Raw genomic sequence first — 17,310 nt, forward strand, 5'->3', positions numbered from 1 at the left:
TGGCACCGCTTGCCCGCCAGGCCACATTGGCGCCAGGATAAGGCCGCCGGGAACGCGATCGCCTTTGTCAGAAACCGCCACCCTGTTTGCTGAGTTGCGCGCTTATCAAGGATGCCCCACTCGGATAAAGTTTCGAGACGGAGGACGTTTCGTTCACCTGATTGTCAAAGTGAATTGCTGATATCCTAGCCGATGGCGTAAGGGCCGGCTTCGTCGGAAAGCGGCATCGGGGAATGAGATGACGAGTGTGAAGGCCAAGACAGGCGTTACAGGGCTGGATGACATTCTGGGCGGTGGCCTGACGCAAGGGCATGTGTTCCTGCTGGAAGGAAACCCCGGAACGGGCAAAACCACGATTGCTTTGCAGTTTCTTCTTTCAGGCGCGGCCGACGGCGAGTCAGGCCTCTACATCACCCTGTCCGAGACCGAGCACGAACTGCGTCAGAGCGCGCAGTCGCATGGCCTTGAGATCAACGAGCAGGTCGAACTCTTCGAGCTCGTGCCGCCGGAAAGCCTGCTTGATGCCGAACAGCAGCAAAGCCTGCTCTATTCGTCGGACCTTGAACTGGGCGAGACGACGCGGCTGATTTTCGATCGGTTCGAGCGGGCAAAGCCACAGCGCGTCGTCATCGACAGCCTGTCGGAAATCCGCCTTCTGGCGCAAAGCTCGCTGCGCTATCGCCGTCAGATCCTCGCGCTGAAGCATTATTTTGCCCGCCAGGGCGCCACGGTCCTTTTGCTCGACGACCTGACATCGGACCCCAACGACAAGACCGTCCACAGCGTCGTGCACGGCGTCATCCATCTGGAGGAACTGGCGCCCGATTACGGCGCGGAACGGCGGCGCGTACGCGTGGTCAAATATCGTGGACAAGCCTATCGCGGCGGCTATCACGATTTCACGATCCGTACCGGCGGTGTCGTCATGTTTCCGCGGCTGCGCTCCAACGAGCACCGCACGGATTTCGGGCGCCATCCGGTCAGTAGCGGAATCGCCGAACTCGACGCTTTGCTGGGCGGCGGGATCGAACAGGGCTCCAGCACCTTGCTTCTTGGCCCCGCCGGCACTGGCAAGACCATCTTCACCCTGCAGTTCGCGGCCGCCACCGTCAAAAGGGGCGAAAAGGTTTCGGTGTTCGTTTTCGACGAAGAGCTGGGACTGCTTTTCAACCGCATGCGTGGCATCGGCATCGATATCGAGGCGATGCGTGAAAGCGGCATGCTTCATATCGAGCAAGTCGATGCGGCGGAACTGTCTCCCGGCGAATTTGCGCATCGGGTGCGCGAACAGCTGACGCAATCCCACTCCAAGACCGTCGTCATCGACAGCGTCAACGGCTATCAGGCGGCCATGCCGCAGGAAAATTCGCTGATCCTGCACATGCATGAGCTGCTGCAATATCTCAACCGGCAGGGCGTGAATACGTTTCTGACCGTTGCCCAGCATGGTCTCGTGGGCGATATGAAGTCTCCGCTCGACCTGACCTACCTCTCTGACAGCGTCATTCTCCTGCGCTATTTCGAAGCGATGGGTGAGGTCAGGCGCGCGGTCTCGGTGGTCAAGAAGCGCACGGGCCAGCATGAAACGACGATCCGGGAATATGATATTTCCCCCAGCGGGCTTTCGCTCGGCAAGCCGTTGAGTCAGTTCCAGGGTGTCTTGCGCGGCGTACCACAGCTGGTTGGCAGCCAGGATGGCCTTCTCGACATCGGAGGCGACGCCGATTTCTAGTCAGACCGAGGTCGCATTGATCTACGCGCCGAACGGACGCGATAGCGCGGTCGCGGCGGCTTTGATCCGGGAATGTGGAACTGAATGCCAGGTCACCGGCAGTCTTCACGAGCTGGCGCAGGCTTTGGGCGACCATATCCTCTTCGCCGTGGTCGTCGACGAAGCGCTGCGCTCGGCCGATCTTGCGCCGCTCAATCACTGGGTGACATCGCAGCCGCGTTGGTCGGACCTGCCGTTCATCGTGCTGACCCATAGGAACAGCGGTCCTGAACGAAACCCGGCGGCCGCACGGATCTCTGAAGCGCTGGGCAATGTCTCGTTTCTCGAAAGACCATTTCATCCGACCACCTTCGTCAGCGTCGTCGCCTCCGCCCTGAAGAATCGCCAGCGCCAGTTCGAGGCGCGAAAATTGATCGGCGAACTGAATGAAAGCGCGCTGACGCTCAAGACGGCGTTGCTGGCGGGCCATCTGGGCACATGGACGATCGAGCTTCCGACATGGTCGCTGACATCGTCGGAAGAGTTCAGACAAATCTTCGGTCGCAATGCCAATGACAACCTGAGTTATCAGGATCTGCTGGCGGCCATCCATCCACATGATCGCAGCCTTCGCAACGAAACTCTCGTGCGCACACTTACCCATGGCGACGACTACATCATCGAATACCGGGTCATCTGGCCGGATCAGTCGATCCATTGGGCGGAGGTGCGCGGGCGTCTCGCGCGTGCATCGGATGGCACGCCGGAGCGTCTGGTCGGCGTGGCCACCGACATTACCGCGCGCAAGCATGCGGAGGCCTCGCTACGGTCCTTGAACGAGACGCTAGAACGTCGGGTGGAGGAGCGGACACTGGCGCTGCGTGCTGAAAGCGCGCAACGCGAAAGCGCGGAACAGAAGCTGCGGCAATCCCAAAAGCTGGAGGCAATCGGGCAGCTGACCGGCGGCGTCGCACATGATTTCAACAATCTGCTGATGGCGGTTCTCGGCAACCTCGACCTCGCGCGAAAATATGCCGGCGCCGATGCAAAGATGACGCGTCTGATCGATGGCGCGCTTCAGGGTGCGCGCCGAGGCGCGTCGCTCACCCAGCGCCTGCTTGCCTTCGCCCGGCGGCAGGATCTCGAAGTCACGCCCACGGATCTCTCGGCGCTGGTTGGCAATATGCAGGAACTGCTGCTGCGCTCCGTCGGATCTGGCGTGCGCATCGAGAGCGATCCGGGCTCGAACCTGCCGCTTGTCCTCGTCGATGCCAATCAGATCGAGCTGGCCCTGCTCAATCTGGTCGTCAACGCCCGCGATGCCATGCCCGAGGGCGGCACCGTCTCGATCTCTGTCGACTTCAGGGACAGTATCACCCCGGCGGAAGGTCTGCCACATGGTGCCTATCTCTGTCTGCGTGTATCGGACACCGGCTCGGGCATGGATGACGAAACCCTTCGCCGCGCGATCGACCCGTTCTTCTCCACCAAGGAACTGGGCAAGGGCACCGGCCTCGGTCTGTCGATGGTGCATGGCCTTGCCGAACAGCTACAGGGCACGCTGAAACTGTCGAGCACTGTCGGCACGGGCACGGTTGCCGAACTCTGGCTGCCGGTCACGCAGCAAACCCTGCACGTTGCCGCTGAACCCGCTGCAGATGTTGTCAAGCCGGCCCCTGCGGCGACGATTCTGCTGGTGGATGACGACGCTCTGATTGCCATGAGCTCGGTCGACATGCTCGAGGATCTGGGGCATCGGGTGTTTGAGGCCAATTCGGGCAAGGACGCGCTCGCGATCCTGGAGCGCGAAGCGCAGATCGACGTGATGATCACGGATTTTTCCATGCCCGGCATGAACGGCGCGCAACTGGCCGCCGCAGCCCGCGAAAAGCGTCCGGACCTGCCAATCCTGCTCGCGACGGGCTATGCCGATCTTCCGCCCGGGTTCAATTTCGACATCCCCCGGCTCGGAAAGCCTTATACGCAGGAGCAGCTGGAAAAGGAGCTGGATCGCCTCCTGTCGCGCCGCGGATCGTAACGGTCAACATGGATTGACGGATCCCGCACAACGGTCTTCGTCAGGATGTCATCGATCGTCCGTCACCAGCGGGCAGCCCTGCAACGCAAGGCCGCGAATGGCGGCCCTGCGAGGACAGAGGGATCAGAGGACGCCTGCCAGCAGACCGGCCCCGGCCACCGCTGCCAATCCGCCGGCCGACCGCATGACGATCGTTCCACGTCGACCACCGGCCTGGCTAAGCCCCAGGCCCAGCGCGAGGCCAGCACCATGCAGAAGCGCCGTGGCGAGAAGAAAGCCGACGCCATAGGCAAGGCCACCGGCATTATCAGGCATTTCGGCGCCATGGGCATGGCCATGGAAGAGGGCAAAGAGACCGACGAGGCCCATGGCAGCCGCCAGCGGCGCGCGCATGTTCAACGCCACCGCCGCGCCAAGAACAAGAACCGATAGCGCAATACCCACTTCTACGAAGGGGAGCGCAACACCGGCCACGCCCAGCGCACCGCCTGCCGCCATGACCAGCATGAAGGTCGCCGGCAGCATCCAGAGCGCCCGGCCGCCGAGCCGAGCCGCAAAGGCGCCGACCATCACCATGGCCAGCACATGATCCAGACCCGAGACCGGATGACTGAAACCATGAACAAATCCGCTGGTCTCGCCGAGGCCGGTATGGGCGAAGGCAGCAGTCGGCAGCAGTGCGAGTGCGAAAGCGGCAGTGCGAAGAGCGGCTCTGGACATGATGGCATGGGTTCCCGTCTGATCCTTGTTGCCATCACTCTATCACCGTCTTCGGCCGGAAAAAGAGGGCAAACGCGAATAGCCCAGCAAAATACAGCGCCATTTTGCAACGCCGCATAATGCATCATCCAGCATCTGTCGCATACGCTGCGGCGCAAAGGCGCAGGGGGCGGACGGATGACAATGCGGCGGCTTTGTGTCATCGAATGACTATGCAAATGATCAGGCGGATGGTGCGGGATAAGGGGACAGGCGGCGCAATCGCCTGGGCGCTCGTCTGCCTGCTGATTCTGCAAGGCCTTCTCGGCCAGATGGCGCAAGGCGCCATGGCGGCCGCCATGGCCGATCCGCTGAAAGTCATTTGCGTCACGCAGGGCATCGGTCTCGCGGCCGCTGACGAGACCGACGGCGGACCGCACAAGAAGGCGCCGGAGTGCCCCTGCGCCGATCTCTGCCGTCTCTCGGCCAGCCATGTGGCGCTGCCTGCTACGCCACCGCGCATGCCACAGCCGGCGCTGGCGCGAACATCAGCACCCACGCCATCGCGGCCTGCTCCTGCCCCAGCCACCGTCCGCGGCCTCTCCGGCCAGCCACGCGCACCCCCTTTCTTCTCCTGACGCCATCGACCGGAGGCGCTTTCCGCCTCCCTTTCGCACCGTCTGGAGATTTCTCATGACCGATCTTTCAATCGGGCAGGAGCGCGCCGCTTTGGCCGCGCGCGCGCCGTCCGACCTCTATCGCGCCGTCTGGCGCTGGCACTTCTATGCCGGGCTCTTCGTTTTGCCCTTCCTCATTTCGCTGGCCATTACCGGCGGGCTCTATCTCTTCCGCGATCCGATCGACGCCTTCGTCCATGCCGATCTCAAGCAGGTTGCCGTGAAGGCGGACGCGGGCCATGTGCCACCATCGGCCATGGTGGCGGCAGCCTTGCGCTTTCAGCCGGGCACGGCGGTGAAGTTCACCGACCCGGCAACGGCGACCTCATCGGCCGAAGTCACCATCGCCGTTTCCGGCGGCGAGAAACGTGCCGTCTATGTCGATCCATATGACGGCCGGGTGCTCGGCGCATTGCCGGATCGCGGCACGATCATGTGGACGATCCGCACCTTGCACAGCCTGAAATATTTCGGCTCCTTTGCCCGCGCGCTGATCGAGATCGCAGGCGGCTGGGCGATCCTGCTGGTGGCAACGGGGATCTATCTCTGGTGGCCGCGCCGGCAGACCGGCGGCGTTCTCACCATTCGCGCGACCCCGGCCCGCCGCGTCTTCTGGCGCGACCTCCATGCCGTCACGGGTCTCTTCGTCGGTGGCTTCATCGTCTTTCTCGCCATCACCGGCATGCCGTGGTCCGGCGTCTGGGGCGCCAAGGTCAATGAATGGGCGAATGGCAGCAATTTCGGCTATCCCGCCGGTGTGCGCATCGCGGTGCCCATGTCCGACGAGCATCTCGACCATCTCGCCAAGACCTCCTGGTCGCTCGAACAGGCGCAGATGCCGCAATCGCCAAGCCATGGCATGGCGCCGATCAGTCTCGACGACGCCGTGGCGACCTTCGACAGGCTCGGCCTTCACCGGGGCTATACCGTCAATATCCCGACCACCGCGATGGGTGTCTACACGGGCTCGGTCTATCCGGCCGATCTTGCCCAGCAGCGCGTCGTCCATCTCGATCAATATTCCGGCAAGCCTCTGATCGATATGAGCTACGGCGATTACGGCCCGCTTGGCCGCGCGCTGGAATGGGGCATCAATGTGCACATGGGCCAGCAATACGGGCTGGCCGACCAACTGGTGCTATCCGCCGCTTGCCTCGCGATCATTGTGCTCTGCGTTTCCGCCGCCATCATGTGGTGGAAGCGCCGACCGAAGGGCCGGCTCGGCATCCCGCCCCTGCCCGCCGATCCGCGCGTTTTTCGCGGGTTGCTGGCGCTCCTCGCCATCGGCGGCGTGCTGTTCCCGCTGGTCGGTCTGTCGCTCCTCGTCATGCTGGCGCTCGACAGGGCGGTGATCGGCCTGCGGCGGCCGGCAAGGAGATGAGATAAGCCGCCCATCACGAGCACGGGGCGCCGGAGCAAAGCGCCGGCGCCTGGAACAAGCCTTGCCCGCGATCACTTTATGACCGACATATCTTCTCGTTCAACGGTCCTCACCCTCGCCATGCCGCCCTCCTGCATTCGCGTCGTCGATCTGGAAACCGCCGGCAATGGGCGCAGCGATGTGTGCGAGATCGGCTGGCAGGATGTGGTGCTGGGGGCGGACGGCCAGTGGTTCGTCAGCGCGGATCGCGGCGCCATCTTCGTCAATCCCGGGCACCCGATTACGCCGGAGACGATGGCGATCCATCATATTCAGGAGGAGCAGGTGGCCGGCGCACCTTTCTGGAGCGAGGCGGCGCCGCGCATTCTGCGCCCGGACCATCCATTGGCAGCTTTGGCCGCTCACCGCGCGGCCTTCGAGCAACGCTATTGCACGCCGAGATTGACAGGCGGAACACCCTGGATCTGCACTTGGAAATGCGCGCTCAGGGTCTGGCCGGAGCTCCCGCGCTTTTCCAACCAGATGCTGCGCTATCTGCGCAAGCCCAAGGGGCTGGAGCATGAGATCGGCCTTCCGGCCCATCGCGCCATGCCGGATGCCTATGTCACCGCGCACCACCTGCGCGACCTCCTGAATGCCGCTTCGCTCGATCAGCTGCTTGCTTGGAGCAGCGAGCCCGGCCTTCTGCCACGCGTGCCGGCAGGGCCTTATCGCGGCAAGAGCTGGGACAGGTTGAGCACAGAGGCGCTGGCTGCTTTTCTGGACGATCGCGATGTCGATCTGCGCTTCAGCGCGCGTATGGAGCTGGAGCGCCGCGGAGGCAGCAGCCGGCCGGCAGAGGGCGAGCCGGACCAAGGCTCGCTGCTATGAGGCGCTTTGCGGCAGGCGTGGACGATCGGACCGAACGGTGGAACCCAAGGTCCAATGTTTCCACCATAAGACCGGAAGACCGGTTCAATTCTCCGTGCCCCATACCCTCTGGTCGAAACTGCACTGCTGCTCCTAACCCCGGTTTCGCCGGCTGATCAGCAGGATGAAGCCGATGCCACCGACGAAGCCGGTGATGACGCCGACCGGCATATCCTCCGGGGCCATGAGGGTGCGGGCGGCAAGATCGGCCAGCACCAGCGCAACACTGCCGAAGGCAGCGCTTAAGGGAATGACGCGAACATGATCGCTGCCGGCGAAGAGCCTGACGATATGCGGCACCATCAGCCCGATAAAGCCGATGGCGCCGGAAAAGGCCACCATCACACCGGTCAGCAGCGCGGTGACCGTGAAAAGCTGCGCGCGCAGGCGCGCCACCGGAAGGCCCAGCGTGGCGGCCGTTTCGTCGCCCATGGCCAGGCCGTTGATTTCGCGCGCGCGCAAGATCAGCCAGACGAGGCTGACAAAAAGCACCAGCGCCGGATAAAGCAGATGCGGCCACTGCGCCAGACCCAAGCCGCCCAGCATCCAGAAGACCACGCTTTGCACCGCGCGCGGATCGCCGAGATAGATCAGCAAGTTGGAAAGTGCGGTGGCAACGAACGCCACCGCGACACCCGAGAGGATCAGCCGCTCGGCCGACCGGCCGGAAAAGCGGGTGACGGCGATGACCGCGCCTGTGGCGGCAAGCGCGCCCAGAAAGGCAAAGAGCGGCACGGTAATGAGGCCGAAGATCATGCCGGTATGCAAAAGCGCGACGATCGCGCCGCAGGCCCCGCCGGAGGATACGCCGAGCAGATGCGGATCGGCCAGCGGATTGCGCGTGACGACCTGGAGCACCGCCCCGACAACCGCAAGACCTGCGCCGACAAGCGCCGCGAGAACGACGCGCGGAAAGCGCACATCCCAGACGATGCTCTCCCGCCCTGCCGACCAGTCCCGGGTGACCGAACCCGGAACCAGCCGATCCGCCACCACGCCCCAGACCGTTTTCAAGGGAACGGCCGCCGCGCCAAGCGACAGGCCGGCGGTGATGGCGACCAGAATCAACAGGAACGCCAGCAACGTTAGGAGGATAGGCTTGCCGTGCGGCATGGCGAAAGGCATCGTTCGGTCGGTCCTTTGGGAAAATCGAGCTTCAGCCATTCTCTGTCGAGCGGGCCTGAGGACCGTCGCGCTTTGCCGCAAATCCGTGCTGATTACGAGACTGTTGGGGCGTGCCTCGGATGAAGGCGCATGGGCTGCGCCGTCATCCTCGAAAGGTCAGGGAGATAGCCGGCGTTACAGCGTCCCCGGATAGAACGCCGCCGCTAGCTTCTCGATCGCCTCGATGTTGCGCGGGCCTGGGGTGGCGGCGACGTAATCGAGCACGACGAAACGGTTGTTCCTGACCGCATCGACATTCTTGAAGGCGGGATTGTCCTTCAGGAAGGCGATCTTTTGCTCGGCGGTGACCTCACCATAATTGACGATGACGATGGCCTGCGGATTGCGCTCGATCACCGGCTCCCAGGAGACTTCGGTCCAGCTCTTGGCCACATCCTCCATGATGTTCATGCCACCAGCCGCTTCGATCATGGCTGTGGGAATGCCGTACGCGCCTGACGTGAAGGGCTTGTCCGTGCCGGAATCATAGACGAAGACCCGCAGCGGCGCCTGGCCCTTGGGCAGCTTTGCCTGCAGCGTGGCGAGTTGCGCACGCCAGGTCTTCACCAGCGCCTCGGCCCGGTCCTGCACCTGGAAAATGCGGCCGAGATTGAGAAGGTCGACGAACATATCGTCCATGGTCGGCTTGGCCTTGGACATGATGTGAATGCAGCTTTCGGTCAGCTCATAGACCTTGATACCGAAGGGTGCGAGCGTTTCCGGCGTCACCTCGCCACCTACCTTCATGCCATAGTTCCAGCCGGCGAAATAGAAGTCGGCATCGGCGTTGAGAAGCACCTCTTTGGTCGGATATTTCGGCGACAGTTCCGGCAGCGCCTTCAAGCCGGCGCGCAGGCGCTCATCGATGGTTTTCCAGCCGGAAATGCCGGTATAGCCGACCATCCTGTCCTGCAGCTTCAGCGCCAGCATCATCTCGGTCAGGTTCACGTCGTTGGACACGGCGCGCTTCGGCGGCGCCTCGAATGTCACCTCGCGATTGCAGCTTTTAACCGTCACGGGGGCGGCAAAAGCAGGTGCAGCGAGAAGGGCAGCGAGCGCGAGGGGCGCCAGCAGACGGTACATCATGAGTTCAGATCCTTGGAAAAGGCAAAATCAGGAATTGGCCGCAAGGGAGAAAGAGAAGCGCGGCGGCTCCATCTCCCGCGCGCCTTGACAGTGGGCGGTCACGCCGAAGGCGGCAGACAAGGCGCCTGCATCCAGCACCTCATCAGGCGCGCCAAAGCCGATCAGCCTGCCCTGCGCCATCAGCGCCACATGGGTGGCGAACCGTCCGGCAAGATTGATGTCGTGCAATGTGGTGACAACCGTCAGTCCAAGCCCTTCGAGCAGCGCCAGAATTTCAAGCTGATGGCGGATGTCGAGATGGTTGGTGGGCTCATCGAGAATGAGGATCTCAGGATCCTGGGCAAGGGCGCGCGCCACCAGTACCCGCTGTTTCTCTCCGCCTGAGAGCGAGGAAAAGGCGCGATCGGCAAAAGACGTCAGTTCCAGATGGGAAAGCGCGTGGTCACAGGCCTGGCGATCGCTCTCCTGCCAGCCGGCAAGACCGGAGCGACGGGGAATGCGTCCCATCATCACCACATCCCGTACGGTGAAGGGAAAGTCCGCCGGCATTTCCTGCAGCACGACGGAGATATGCCGGGCAACCTCGCGTGGCGAGAGTGCAGCGAGATCCGTCCCATCGATCAGGACGCGTCCCGCGCGCGGCTGCACAGCGCGGTATAGACAGCGCAGCAGCGAGGTCTTGCCCGCGCCATTCGCCCCGAGAATGGCTAGTCTAGCGCCGGCGGGAATGGCGAAGCTGACATCGCGCACGAGATCGAGCCCAGCTCTTGGGCCCCAGCTGAGCCACTCGGCAGCCAGCGCCGCGCCCTTGGCATTACAGCTCATGACCGACTCCTGGAGCAAGGCGCACTGCGGTGCAGGGCCAGGCCGGGTCGCAAACGGCCGATGTGCGGCGCCTGCACGAAACGGCTGTCGAAAGACGCGCGTGCCCGCCGGATGAAGACCAAGACCTGCGTGCCAGAATCTGGCATTTGTTTCGGAAACGTCATCGTTCTTGCAGGCGCGCCGGAAAGGCGGCCGCAAGCCTGAGGAAGGTCCATTGGGAACACCCCGTCCACTTTGGTTGATATCTGGACGGCAGGTCTCCTGGCTCACGGATATGCGCCGCCTGCCTGCCTTCCCGCGTGGTCAACGCAGTGGCTTGGCGCCCGAAGGCGCCGCGAGGGCTGGTCGGCAATCCGCTTACAGTTGCGGGGGCAGCCACGGTCTTGGCCCCTGCTCGGGTCGTCCGCACCGTGTTCCCTTTTCATCCTCGCGGGAGTCATCCCTTGAGAAACCGTCATCGAGAGCTTAGGCGCCAGGCAGGCCGTGCGTCAAGAGCCCTGAAAACCACTCCAGATCAATAAGTAATGATATTACATTACAGACTTTGTTGGCGAATGCAAGCGCCATAACGGGTTCGCTGGTGCATTCCGCAAAGCCGACCTGCCCATCAATTCTCGCAAGCACTTTTCACCGTTCATTAGAAAAATTGCTCGTAAGAATTGGAATGATCGACATTTTTCTTCGCATGGAAGATGCAGCGCAGATGCGTTGCAACCTTCCGGCAAGGAGTTCAAACGTGAAATCAGCGACCCTTCGAAACATCTTTGCCATCGTCGGCTGCGGTCTTGTCACCACGGTCGCCGCGTCCGGCATCCTGTTTTACGACGCATTCTACGAGATGAAGGCCAAGAGCATTCACGAGCTGGAGCTTGTCGCGCAATCGACCGCGCTGACGATTCAAGACTCGCTCGCCGCGCCGATCAAGCTCGTGGACACGCTCGATACCACGTTGCAGACGGCGAAGGCCGGCGGGCGTAGCGACCGCGCCGCCACGAATGCTCTTTTGAAAACGCTCCTGCAATCCAATCCCGGCATTCTGGCCACATGGACGGCATGGGAGCCGGGCATGTTCGATGGCAAGGACAAGGATTTCATCGGCCAGGACGGTCATGACCAGACCGGCCGCTTCGTCCCCTACTGGTTTCGCAGCGGCTCCGAGGTGAAGCTGACGCCGCTTGTCGATTATACGGTCCCAGGCGCTGGAGACTATTATCTCAAGCCCTTCACCGAGAAGCGCGCTGTCGTGATCGAGCCCTATGTCTATTCGGTGGATGGAAAGGAGGTTCTGATGACCTCCATCACCAAACCGATCCTGATCGACGGGAAAACGGTCGGCGTTGCAGGTCTGGATCTGCTGCTGGCCGATACCCGCGCCTATCTCGATAGCATCCACCCCATGGGCGACGGCTGGGTCGGCCTGGTGACGGCGAGCGGCAATATCGTCGGCCATCGCAATCCAGCCCTTGCCGGCAAAAGCTTGAAAGACATGGGCGCTCCGGGGCAAGACTGGGCGCAACTCATCGCCAAGCCGACGCTCTCGCGCAATGTCAGCACCGAAACTGGCGAAAGCAGCTTCGCGGTCGCCTATCCGGTGCATCTGGGTGGCGACAATGTCTGGTACGCCGTCGCATCCGTGCCCGAGGCGACGCTTTTTGCCCAATTGCGGGCCATGGCGATCAAGTCGCTGCTGATCGTGGCGTCGGCCGCGCTTCTCCTGTCGCTGGTCGGCTGGCTGATCGTGCGCAAATTCGTCAGCCGGATCAATAACGTCATTGCCGAGACCAACGCGATTGCCTCCGGAACACTCGACCTTGAGATCAAGGATCGTTCGGTGCAGGACGAGTTCGGCAATCTCGCCCGCTCGCTCGATATCCTGCTGCAGAACAATCGCCGAAAGGTCGAGCTGGAAAATCAAGCCGAGATCAGCCGCCGACAGCAGGAGCAGGAACGCGACGAGCGTGCCCGCATTGCCGCCGCGCAGGAGGCCGATGTCCGCTTCGCGGTCACCGCGCTCGGCGGCGCTTTAAACCGCCTTGCCGGTGGCGACATGACCGTGCGGTTGACGTCGCCCTTTACCAGCGCGCTGGAAACCATCCGCGACAACTTCAACAGCTCCGTGGAGAAACTTGAAGAGGTCCTCCTGGCCTCAAGCGAACACGCACAGGCGATCAACAGCGGATCGAACGAAATTGGCGTGGCGGCCAATGATCTCGCACGGCGGACCGAGCAACAGGCGGCCTCCGTCGAGGAGACAGCGGCTGCACTGGAGGAAATTACCACCTCGGTCAGCGATTCCGCCCGCCGGGCACAGGAAGCGGGAAGCTTCATCGACAAGACGCGCGGCGGCGCCGAGCGTTCGGGCCAGGTCGTGCGTCAGGCCATCGAAGCCATGCGGCAGATCGAGACCTCGTCGGAATCGATTTCCAACATTATCGGCGTCATTGACGAGATCGCCTTCCAGACCAATCTTCTGGCACTGAATGCCGGCGTGGAAGCTGCCCGCGCCGGTGAGGCCGGCAAGGGTTTCGCGGTCGTCGCCCAGGAGGTGCGCGAACTCGCCCAGCGTTCGGCCAGCGCCGCCAAGGAGATCAAGACGCTGATCAGCACCTCAGGCGCCCAGGTCAAGGCCGGCGTGACGCTGGTCGATCAGACCGGCGTCGAGCTGGACGCGATCGCCGCAGGCGTTCAGGAGATCAACGGCAATATCCAGGCCATCGCGAAAGCCACGCGCGAACAGGCCAATGGGCTCGCCGAGATCAACAGCGCCGTCAATCGGATCGATGCGGCGACGCAGCAGAATGCCGGCATGGTCGAGGAGACCAATGCGGCAACGCAGGCGCTGGCCTCGGAGGTTGGGGCGCTGACGGAACGGCTCGGGCATTTCAAGCTGGGCCGGACCTCCCATGCCGCCTCGCCCCTGCATGCCGCCGCAGCCCGGATGCGCGCCTGAACCAGGGCGCGCTCCTGCAATCCTGAAACACCGATCGAGAGCATCAGGCCGAATGTAACAACCGGTTTCGGCTCGATGCTTTCAAATTCGGCTTACGAGCGGTCTGCTGTGACGGACTGCGCAAGGAGGACGAGCGCCTGCTCGTAGACAGCCAGGTCCCGCGCGGGGTCCGCCGGAATCGTGGCGGCGCGCAGGACCTGACCGCCCGTCGCCGTGATGCCGCCGTCGATCATTAGATTGTCGGCCATGCCGTGCTCTTCCACCGCAAGGCCATCGGGGCCTCGCGGCCGGCCGCTGGTGCGGTCAAGCGCCTGTCCACGATACCAGTCCGCCTCCACCCGACGGCCATAATCGTCCGGATGATTGCTATAGGCCCAGACCCGCTTGCCCAACGCAATCATGAAACCGATTTCGTAGACCGTGCCCGGATCGGCGCTGATGCCGCGAAAGGGTGTGATGTTCGCTAGGCAGATTTCGGCCTTGCGCATAGCCAGATCGTTGCGCCTATAGATGGCATCGGCCGTCAGGATGCCTGACGGCGCTTGGTTCTCATCGCTGCCGGGACCGGTCGGCTCGAAGCCAAACTGGCGGGCAAGACGACGCTTCTGCGCCATCAGCGCCTGGGCATCGGGCAGGAAGACTTCCGGCCCGGCAAGATAGATCGTTGGCATGGGCGTCCTTTCGCTCGGCCGCGCCGTCAGGGATGCAAGCCCGGCGCTTCCTGGCCGGTGCGCGCGACATATTCGCTATAGCCGCCGCCATATTGATGCACGCCATCCGGCGTCAATTCCAGCACGCGGTTGGAGAGCGCGCTGAGGAAATGCCGGTCGTGCGAGACGAAGAGCATTGTGCCCTCGAATTGCGCGAGGGCCTTGATCAGCATGTCCTTCGTGTCGAGATCGAGATGGTTGGTCGGCTCGTCGAGCACCAGAAGGTTCGGCGGATCGAACAGCATGGCGGCCATGACGAGGCGAGCCTTTTCGCCTCCAGACAGCACGCGGCAACGTTTCTCCACATCATCCCCGGAAAAACCGAAGCAGCCGGCCAGCGCACGCAGCGGCCCCTGGCCTGCTTTGGGAAAGCTCTCCTCGAGCCACTGGAATACGGTCTGCTCGCCGGAGAGAAGATCCATGGCGTGCTGCGCAAAATAACCCATCTTCACGCTCGCGCCGATCGCCACGCTGCCGGCATCCGGCTGGCTCGCGCCGGCGACAAGTTTCAGCAGCGTCGACTTGCCGGCGCCGTTGACGCCGAGAATGCACCAGCGTTCGCGCCGGCGCACCATGAAGCTCAAATCCTCATAGATCACGCGCGAGCCATAGGCCTTGTGCACATTCTTCAAATTGATGACGTCCTCGCCCGAGCGCGGCGCCGGCAGGAAGTCGAAAGCAACGGTCTGGCGCCGGCGCGGCGGCTCGACGCGCTCGATCTTATCGAGCTTCTTCACCCGGCTCTGGACCTGCGCGGCGTGGGAGGCGCGTGCCTTGAAGCGCTCGATGAAGCGGATTTCCTTGGCCAGCATGGCCTGCTGACGCTCGAACTGCGCCTGCTGATGCTTCTCCGACAAGGCGCGCTGCGCCTCGTAGAAGGCATAGTCGCCGGAATAGCTGGTGAGCGCGCCGCCATCTATCTCGATGATCTTGTTGACGATGCGGTTCATGAACTCGCGATCGTGCGATGTCATCAACAGCGCGCCATCATAGGATTTCAGGAAGGATTCGAGCCAGATCAGGCTTTCCAGATCGAGATGGTTCGATGGCTCGTCCAGCAGCATGACATCCGGTCGCATCAGCAGGATGCGGGCGAGCGCCACGCGCATCTTCCAGCCGCCCGACAGCTTGCCGACGTCGCCATCCATCATCGCTTCGGTGAAGCTCAAGCCCGCCAGAACCTCGCGCGCCCGACCTTCGAGCGCATAGCCGTCGAGCTCCTCGTAGCGTGCCTGGACTTCGCCATAGCGCTCGACGATGGCCTCCATCTCGTCCATCCGGTCCGGATCGGACATCGCCGCCTCCAGCTCGGCCAACTCGGCCGCAACCAGAGAGACCGGCCCCGCCCCATCCATTACCTCCGCGACCGCACTGCGGCCGGCCATTTCGCCGACATCCTGATCGAAATAACCAATGGTCACGCCGCGCTCGAGCGAGACCTGTCCCTCGTCCGGCTGCTCCTCGCCCGTGATCATCCGGAATAACGTCGTCTTGCCGGCGCCGTTCGGCCCAACAAGACCGATCTTCTCACCTTTATTCAATGCTGCGGAAGCCTCGATAAACAGTAAGCGATGACTGTTCTGTTTCGAGATATTTTCAATTCGGATCATGACAGGGCGGCCCAGATGGATGCTTTCGCGCGCCTTATGGCATGTGCAACGCTATCTGTCCCCGCCTTTTCGCCGGGTCCACCTTGTGCTGCAACATTGCGCGTGCAAAGGTGATCTCGCACACGCAAACTGAGTTGGTTAAAGAAATCTTTTCAGGATGCCTGCGCTGAACGCACTCGCATGAGACTTATTTTTAGGGGTTTCTGCTCAATATACCGCGTCCATGGAACCAGCGAATGCGTGACCGGATCAAAGGCTTCGACGGCCTCAGGGGAATAGCAGCCATGGCCGTCGTCTTCGGTCATACCGCTGCTGGATTCTCGCAGATCGGCGGCCTCGCCGTCAATTTGTTCTTTGCGCTCAGCGGCTATCTCATCGTGGAAAACCTGCACAGGATGCGTCAGGCAATCGATGCGGGCCAATCGACCTTCGCCGACCAGCTCAATCGCTTCTGGATCCGGCGCACGCTGCGCATCATGCCGGCCTATTATGTCGTCATCATCATCTGCCTGCTGATCCTGGCCTGGCTCGGCCGCATCACGCTGATCGAATCCCTGTTTTTCCTTACCTATACGCAGAACTTCCTGATCGCGCAGCTGGGCACCTGGATGCAGCTCAGCCATACCTGGACGTTGGCGGTCGAGCAGCAATTCTATATTCTGATCGCGCCGCTTCTGCTTTTGCTTCCCGCGGCGCGGCATCCCGCCTTCCTTCTGGGCTGCGCAACCGTCACCACCATTGCCTCGATCGCAGGCCTCTTCATCTTGCCGGCCTATTTTCCGACGCTGAGCCCCTTCGCCTTCGCCCGCTGGCCGATCATCGGCTTCCTGCTGGGCTGCGCAGGCGGCTATCTTGCCATTCGCCGGGATATCCGCATTTCCACGCCGGTTTTCACGATCATGGCTTTCATCTGCGTGCTGATCTCAGCCCTGCCGGCGCTGTATCTGGCGGAACGTCCGTCGATCGACTCTGTGAATTTCCTGTTTCAGGTGATCGCATGTCCCGTGATCATCGCCTATGTCGCCACACACCAGACCAGCCGGATCGTTGCCTGGCTCGATAGCAGTCTGCTGATTTTCCTCGGCCAGCTGTCCTACAGCCTTTATCTCGTTCATTATCTCGTTGCCGAACTGGTCAAGGAACATTGGCCGGTGGATCTGCAGACGCTCACCCTGTCAGATCAGGTCGTGCAGAAACTTCTGATCTTCCTCGCAACGAGCGCGATCTCCATCGCCCTCGCCTATCTGAACTATCGTTTCGTCGAGATGCGCTTCATCTCAAGAAAGTCGACGCCGCGCTTCCCCGCTGGCGTGGCCAAGGCCTGATCTCCGCAGGGCTCAAGCCCCGGAATTGATCTTCCGTGAGGTGGTCGATCCCTTCATGCAAAAGAGCAATATGCTGCATTGCGGTGCAGAAACGTCTCCTGCTCATGCTGCAGATCGCTTATCGGAGAGTCGACCCTGCGCAATGTCTCGCAGATGCGAGATGATCGAAGCGAGTCGATGGTGTGCCGTTCATACTGACGTCGGACAATGTCACGCACGGCTTAT

Annotated in this window: 13 protein-coding genes and 1 riboswitch; of the genes, 7 read left to right on the forward strand and 6 right to left on the reverse strand. The window is 62.3% G+C overall.

All coding sequences use genetic code 11. From position 1 onward, the window contains the following. Positions 1-238: 238 nt before the first annotated feature. A complete protein-coding gene (locus BMX61_RS07735) occupies positions 239-1,732 on the forward strand; it encodes an ATPase domain-containing protein (protein WP_075625959.1) in 1,494 nt (497 codons plus the stop codon). Continuing rightward, on the forward strand, positions 1,695-3,749 hold the full coding sequence (locus BMX61_RS07740) for a hybrid sensor histidine kinase/response regulator (protein WP_075625958.1): 2,055 nt from the start codon (positions 1,695-1,697) through the stop codon (positions 3,747-3,749). Before BMX61_RS07735 ends, BMX61_RS07740 begins: the two co-directional genes overlap by 38 nt. Positions 3,750-3,872: 123 nt before the next feature. Here the strand turns inward: BMX61_RS07740 and BMX61_RS07745 are convergent, their stop codons facing one another. Beyond that, the gene (locus BMX61_RS07745; protein WP_075625957.1) at positions 3,873-4,469 is read right to left on the reverse strand and encodes a HupE/UreJ family protein; all 597 of its coding nucleotides are present in this window, start codon (positions 4,467-4,469) and stop codon (positions 3,873-3,875) included. A 230-nt stretch (positions 4,470-4,699) separates the two neighbouring features. On the opposite strand from BMX61_RS07745, the gene BMX61_RS07750 reads away from it, so the two are divergent. The 3 genes from BMX61_RS07750 (at position 4,700) to BMX61_RS07760 (ending at position 7,376) form a co-directional block, all read left to right on the forward strand. After that, positions 4,700-5,086 carry a DUF2946 family protein gene (locus BMX61_RS07750; protein WP_139198890.1) on the forward strand — a complete coding sequence of 129 codons (387 nt, stop codon included), beginning with the start codon at positions 4,700-4,702 and terminating at the stop codon, positions 5,084-5,086. Positions 5,087-5,141: 55 nt separating this feature from the next. Beyond that, a complete protein-coding gene (locus BMX61_RS07755) occupies positions 5,142-6,506 on the forward strand; it encodes a PepSY-associated TM helix domain-containing protein (protein ID WP_075625955.1) in 1,365 nt (454 codons plus the stop codon). 78 nt (positions 6,507-6,584) lie between these two features. Continuing rightward, positions 6,585-7,376, forward strand: a complete 792-nt coding sequence (locus BMX61_RS07760) for an exonuclease domain-containing protein (protein ID WP_075625954.1) — start codon at positions 6,585-6,587, stop codon at positions 7,374-7,376. Between the two features lie 132 nt (positions 7,377-7,508). On the opposite strand, the gene BMX61_RS07765 is transcribed toward BMX61_RS07760, so the two are convergent. From BMX61_RS07765 to BMX61_RS07775, 3 genes are all read right to left on the reverse strand, one after another. Then, positions 7,509-8,540: a FecCD family ABC transporter permease gene (locus tag BMX61_RS07765; protein ID WP_234794627.1), complete on the reverse strand. Its 1,032-nt coding sequence runs from the start codon at positions 8,538-8,540 to the stop codon at positions 7,509-7,511. Positions 8,541-8,714: 174 nt separating this feature from the next. Further along, positions 8,715-9,665, reverse strand: coding sequence for an ABC transporter substrate-binding protein (locus tag BMX61_RS07770; protein WP_075625953.1), 951 nt, complete (start codon positions 9,663-9,665; stop codon positions 8,715-8,717). A gap of 27 nt (positions 9,666-9,692) precedes the next feature. Then, entirely contained in the window at positions 9,693-10,490 is a 798-nt protein-coding gene (locus BMX61_RS07775) for an ABC transporter ATP-binding protein (protein WP_075625952.1), read from the reverse strand. A gap of 235 nt (positions 10,491-10,725) precedes the next feature. Continuing rightward, positions 10,726-10,961, reverse strand: a riboswitch (cobalamin riboswitch). A gap of 265 nt (positions 10,962-11,226) precedes the next feature. Here BMX61_RS07775 and BMX61_RS07780 point away from each other — a divergent pair. After that, entirely contained in the window at positions 11,227-13,440 is a 2,214-nt protein-coding gene (locus BMX61_RS07780) for a methyl-accepting chemotaxis protein (RefSeq protein ID WP_234794628.1), read from the forward strand. 92 nt (positions 13,441-13,532) lie between these two features. Here BMX61_RS07780 and BMX61_RS07785 read toward each other — a convergent pair whose 3' ends face one another. Together BMX61_RS07785 and BMX61_RS07790 are read right to left on the reverse strand one after the other, a co-directional pair. Further along, positions 13,533-14,111 (reverse strand): nucleoside 2-deoxyribosyltransferase, encoded by a 579-nt coding sequence (locus BMX61_RS07785; protein WP_075625951.1) that lies wholly within the window; start codon positions 14,109-14,111, stop codon positions 13,533-13,535. 26 nt (positions 14,112-14,137) lie between these two features. After that, positions 14,138-15,760 carry an ABC-F family ATP-binding cassette domain-containing protein gene (locus BMX61_RS07790; protein ID WP_075625950.1) on the reverse strand — a complete coding sequence of 541 codons (1,623 nt, stop codon included), beginning with the start codon at positions 15,758-15,760 and terminating at the stop codon, positions 14,138-14,140. A gap of 236 nt (positions 15,761-15,996) precedes the next feature. Here BMX61_RS07790 and BMX61_RS07795 point away from each other — a divergent pair, with 236 nt between their 5' ends. Beyond that, on the forward strand, positions 15,997-17,085 hold the full coding sequence (locus BMX61_RS07795; protein WP_075625949.1) for an acyltransferase family protein: 1,089 nt from the start codon (positions 15,997-15,999) through the stop codon (positions 17,083-17,085). Positions 17,086-17,310 lie beyond the last annotated feature (225 nt).

The organism is Xaviernesmea oryzae (assembly GCF_900109605.1).
Lineage (GTDB): Bacteria > Pseudomonadota > Alphaproteobacteria > Rhizobiales > Rhizobiaceae > Xaviernesmea > Xaviernesmea oryzae.

Excerpts from the sequence above, each read along its gene's own strand:
- BMX61_RS07735 (WP_075625959.1), top strand. The coding sequence starts at position 239 with ATGACGAGTGTGAAGGCCAAGACAGGCGTTACAGGGCTGGATGACATT.
- BMX61_RS07740 (WP_075625958.1), top strand. The coding sequence starts at position 1,695 with ATGGCCTTCTCGACATCGGAGGCGACGCCGATTTCTAGTCAGACCGAG.
- BMX61_RS07745 (WP_075625957.1), bottom strand. The coding sequence starts at position 4,469 with ATGTCCAGAGCCGCTCTTCGCACTGCCGCTTTCGCACTCGCACTGCTG.
- BMX61_RS07750 (WP_139198890.1), top strand. The coding sequence starts at position 4,700 with ATGGTGCGGGATAAGGGGACAGGCGGCGCAATCGCCTGGGCGCTCGTC.
- BMX61_RS07755 (WP_075625955.1), top strand. The coding sequence starts at position 5,142 with ATGACCGATCTTTCAATCGGGCAGGAGCGCGCCGCTTTGGCCGCGCGC.
- BMX61_RS07760 (WP_075625954.1), top strand. The coding sequence starts at position 6,585 with ATGACCGACATATCTTCTCGTTCAACGGTCCTCACCCTCGCCATGCCG.
- BMX61_RS07765 (WP_234794627.1), bottom strand. The coding sequence starts at position 8,540 with ATGCCTTTCGCCATGCCGCACGGCAAGCCTATCCTCCTAACGTTGCTG.
- BMX61_RS07770 (WP_075625953.1), bottom strand. The coding sequence starts at position 9,665 with ATGATGTACCGTCTGCTGGCGCCCCTCGCGCTCGCTGCCCTTCTCGCT.
- BMX61_RS07775 (WP_075625952.1), bottom strand. The coding sequence starts at position 10,490 with ATGAGCTGTAATGCCAAGGGCGCGGCGCTGGCTGCCGAGTGGCTCAGC.
- BMX61_RS07785 (WP_075625951.1), bottom strand. The coding sequence starts at position 14,111 with ATGCCAACGATCTATCTTGCCGGGCCGGAAGTCTTCCTGCCCGATGCC.
- BMX61_RS07790 (WP_075625950.1), bottom strand. The coding sequence starts at position 15,760 with ATGATCCGAATTGAAAATATCTCGAAACAGAACAGTCATCGCTTACTG.
- BMX61_RS07795 (WP_075625949.1), top strand. The coding sequence starts at position 15,997 with ATGCGTGACCGGATCAAAGGCTTCGACGGCCTCAGGGGAATAGCAGCC.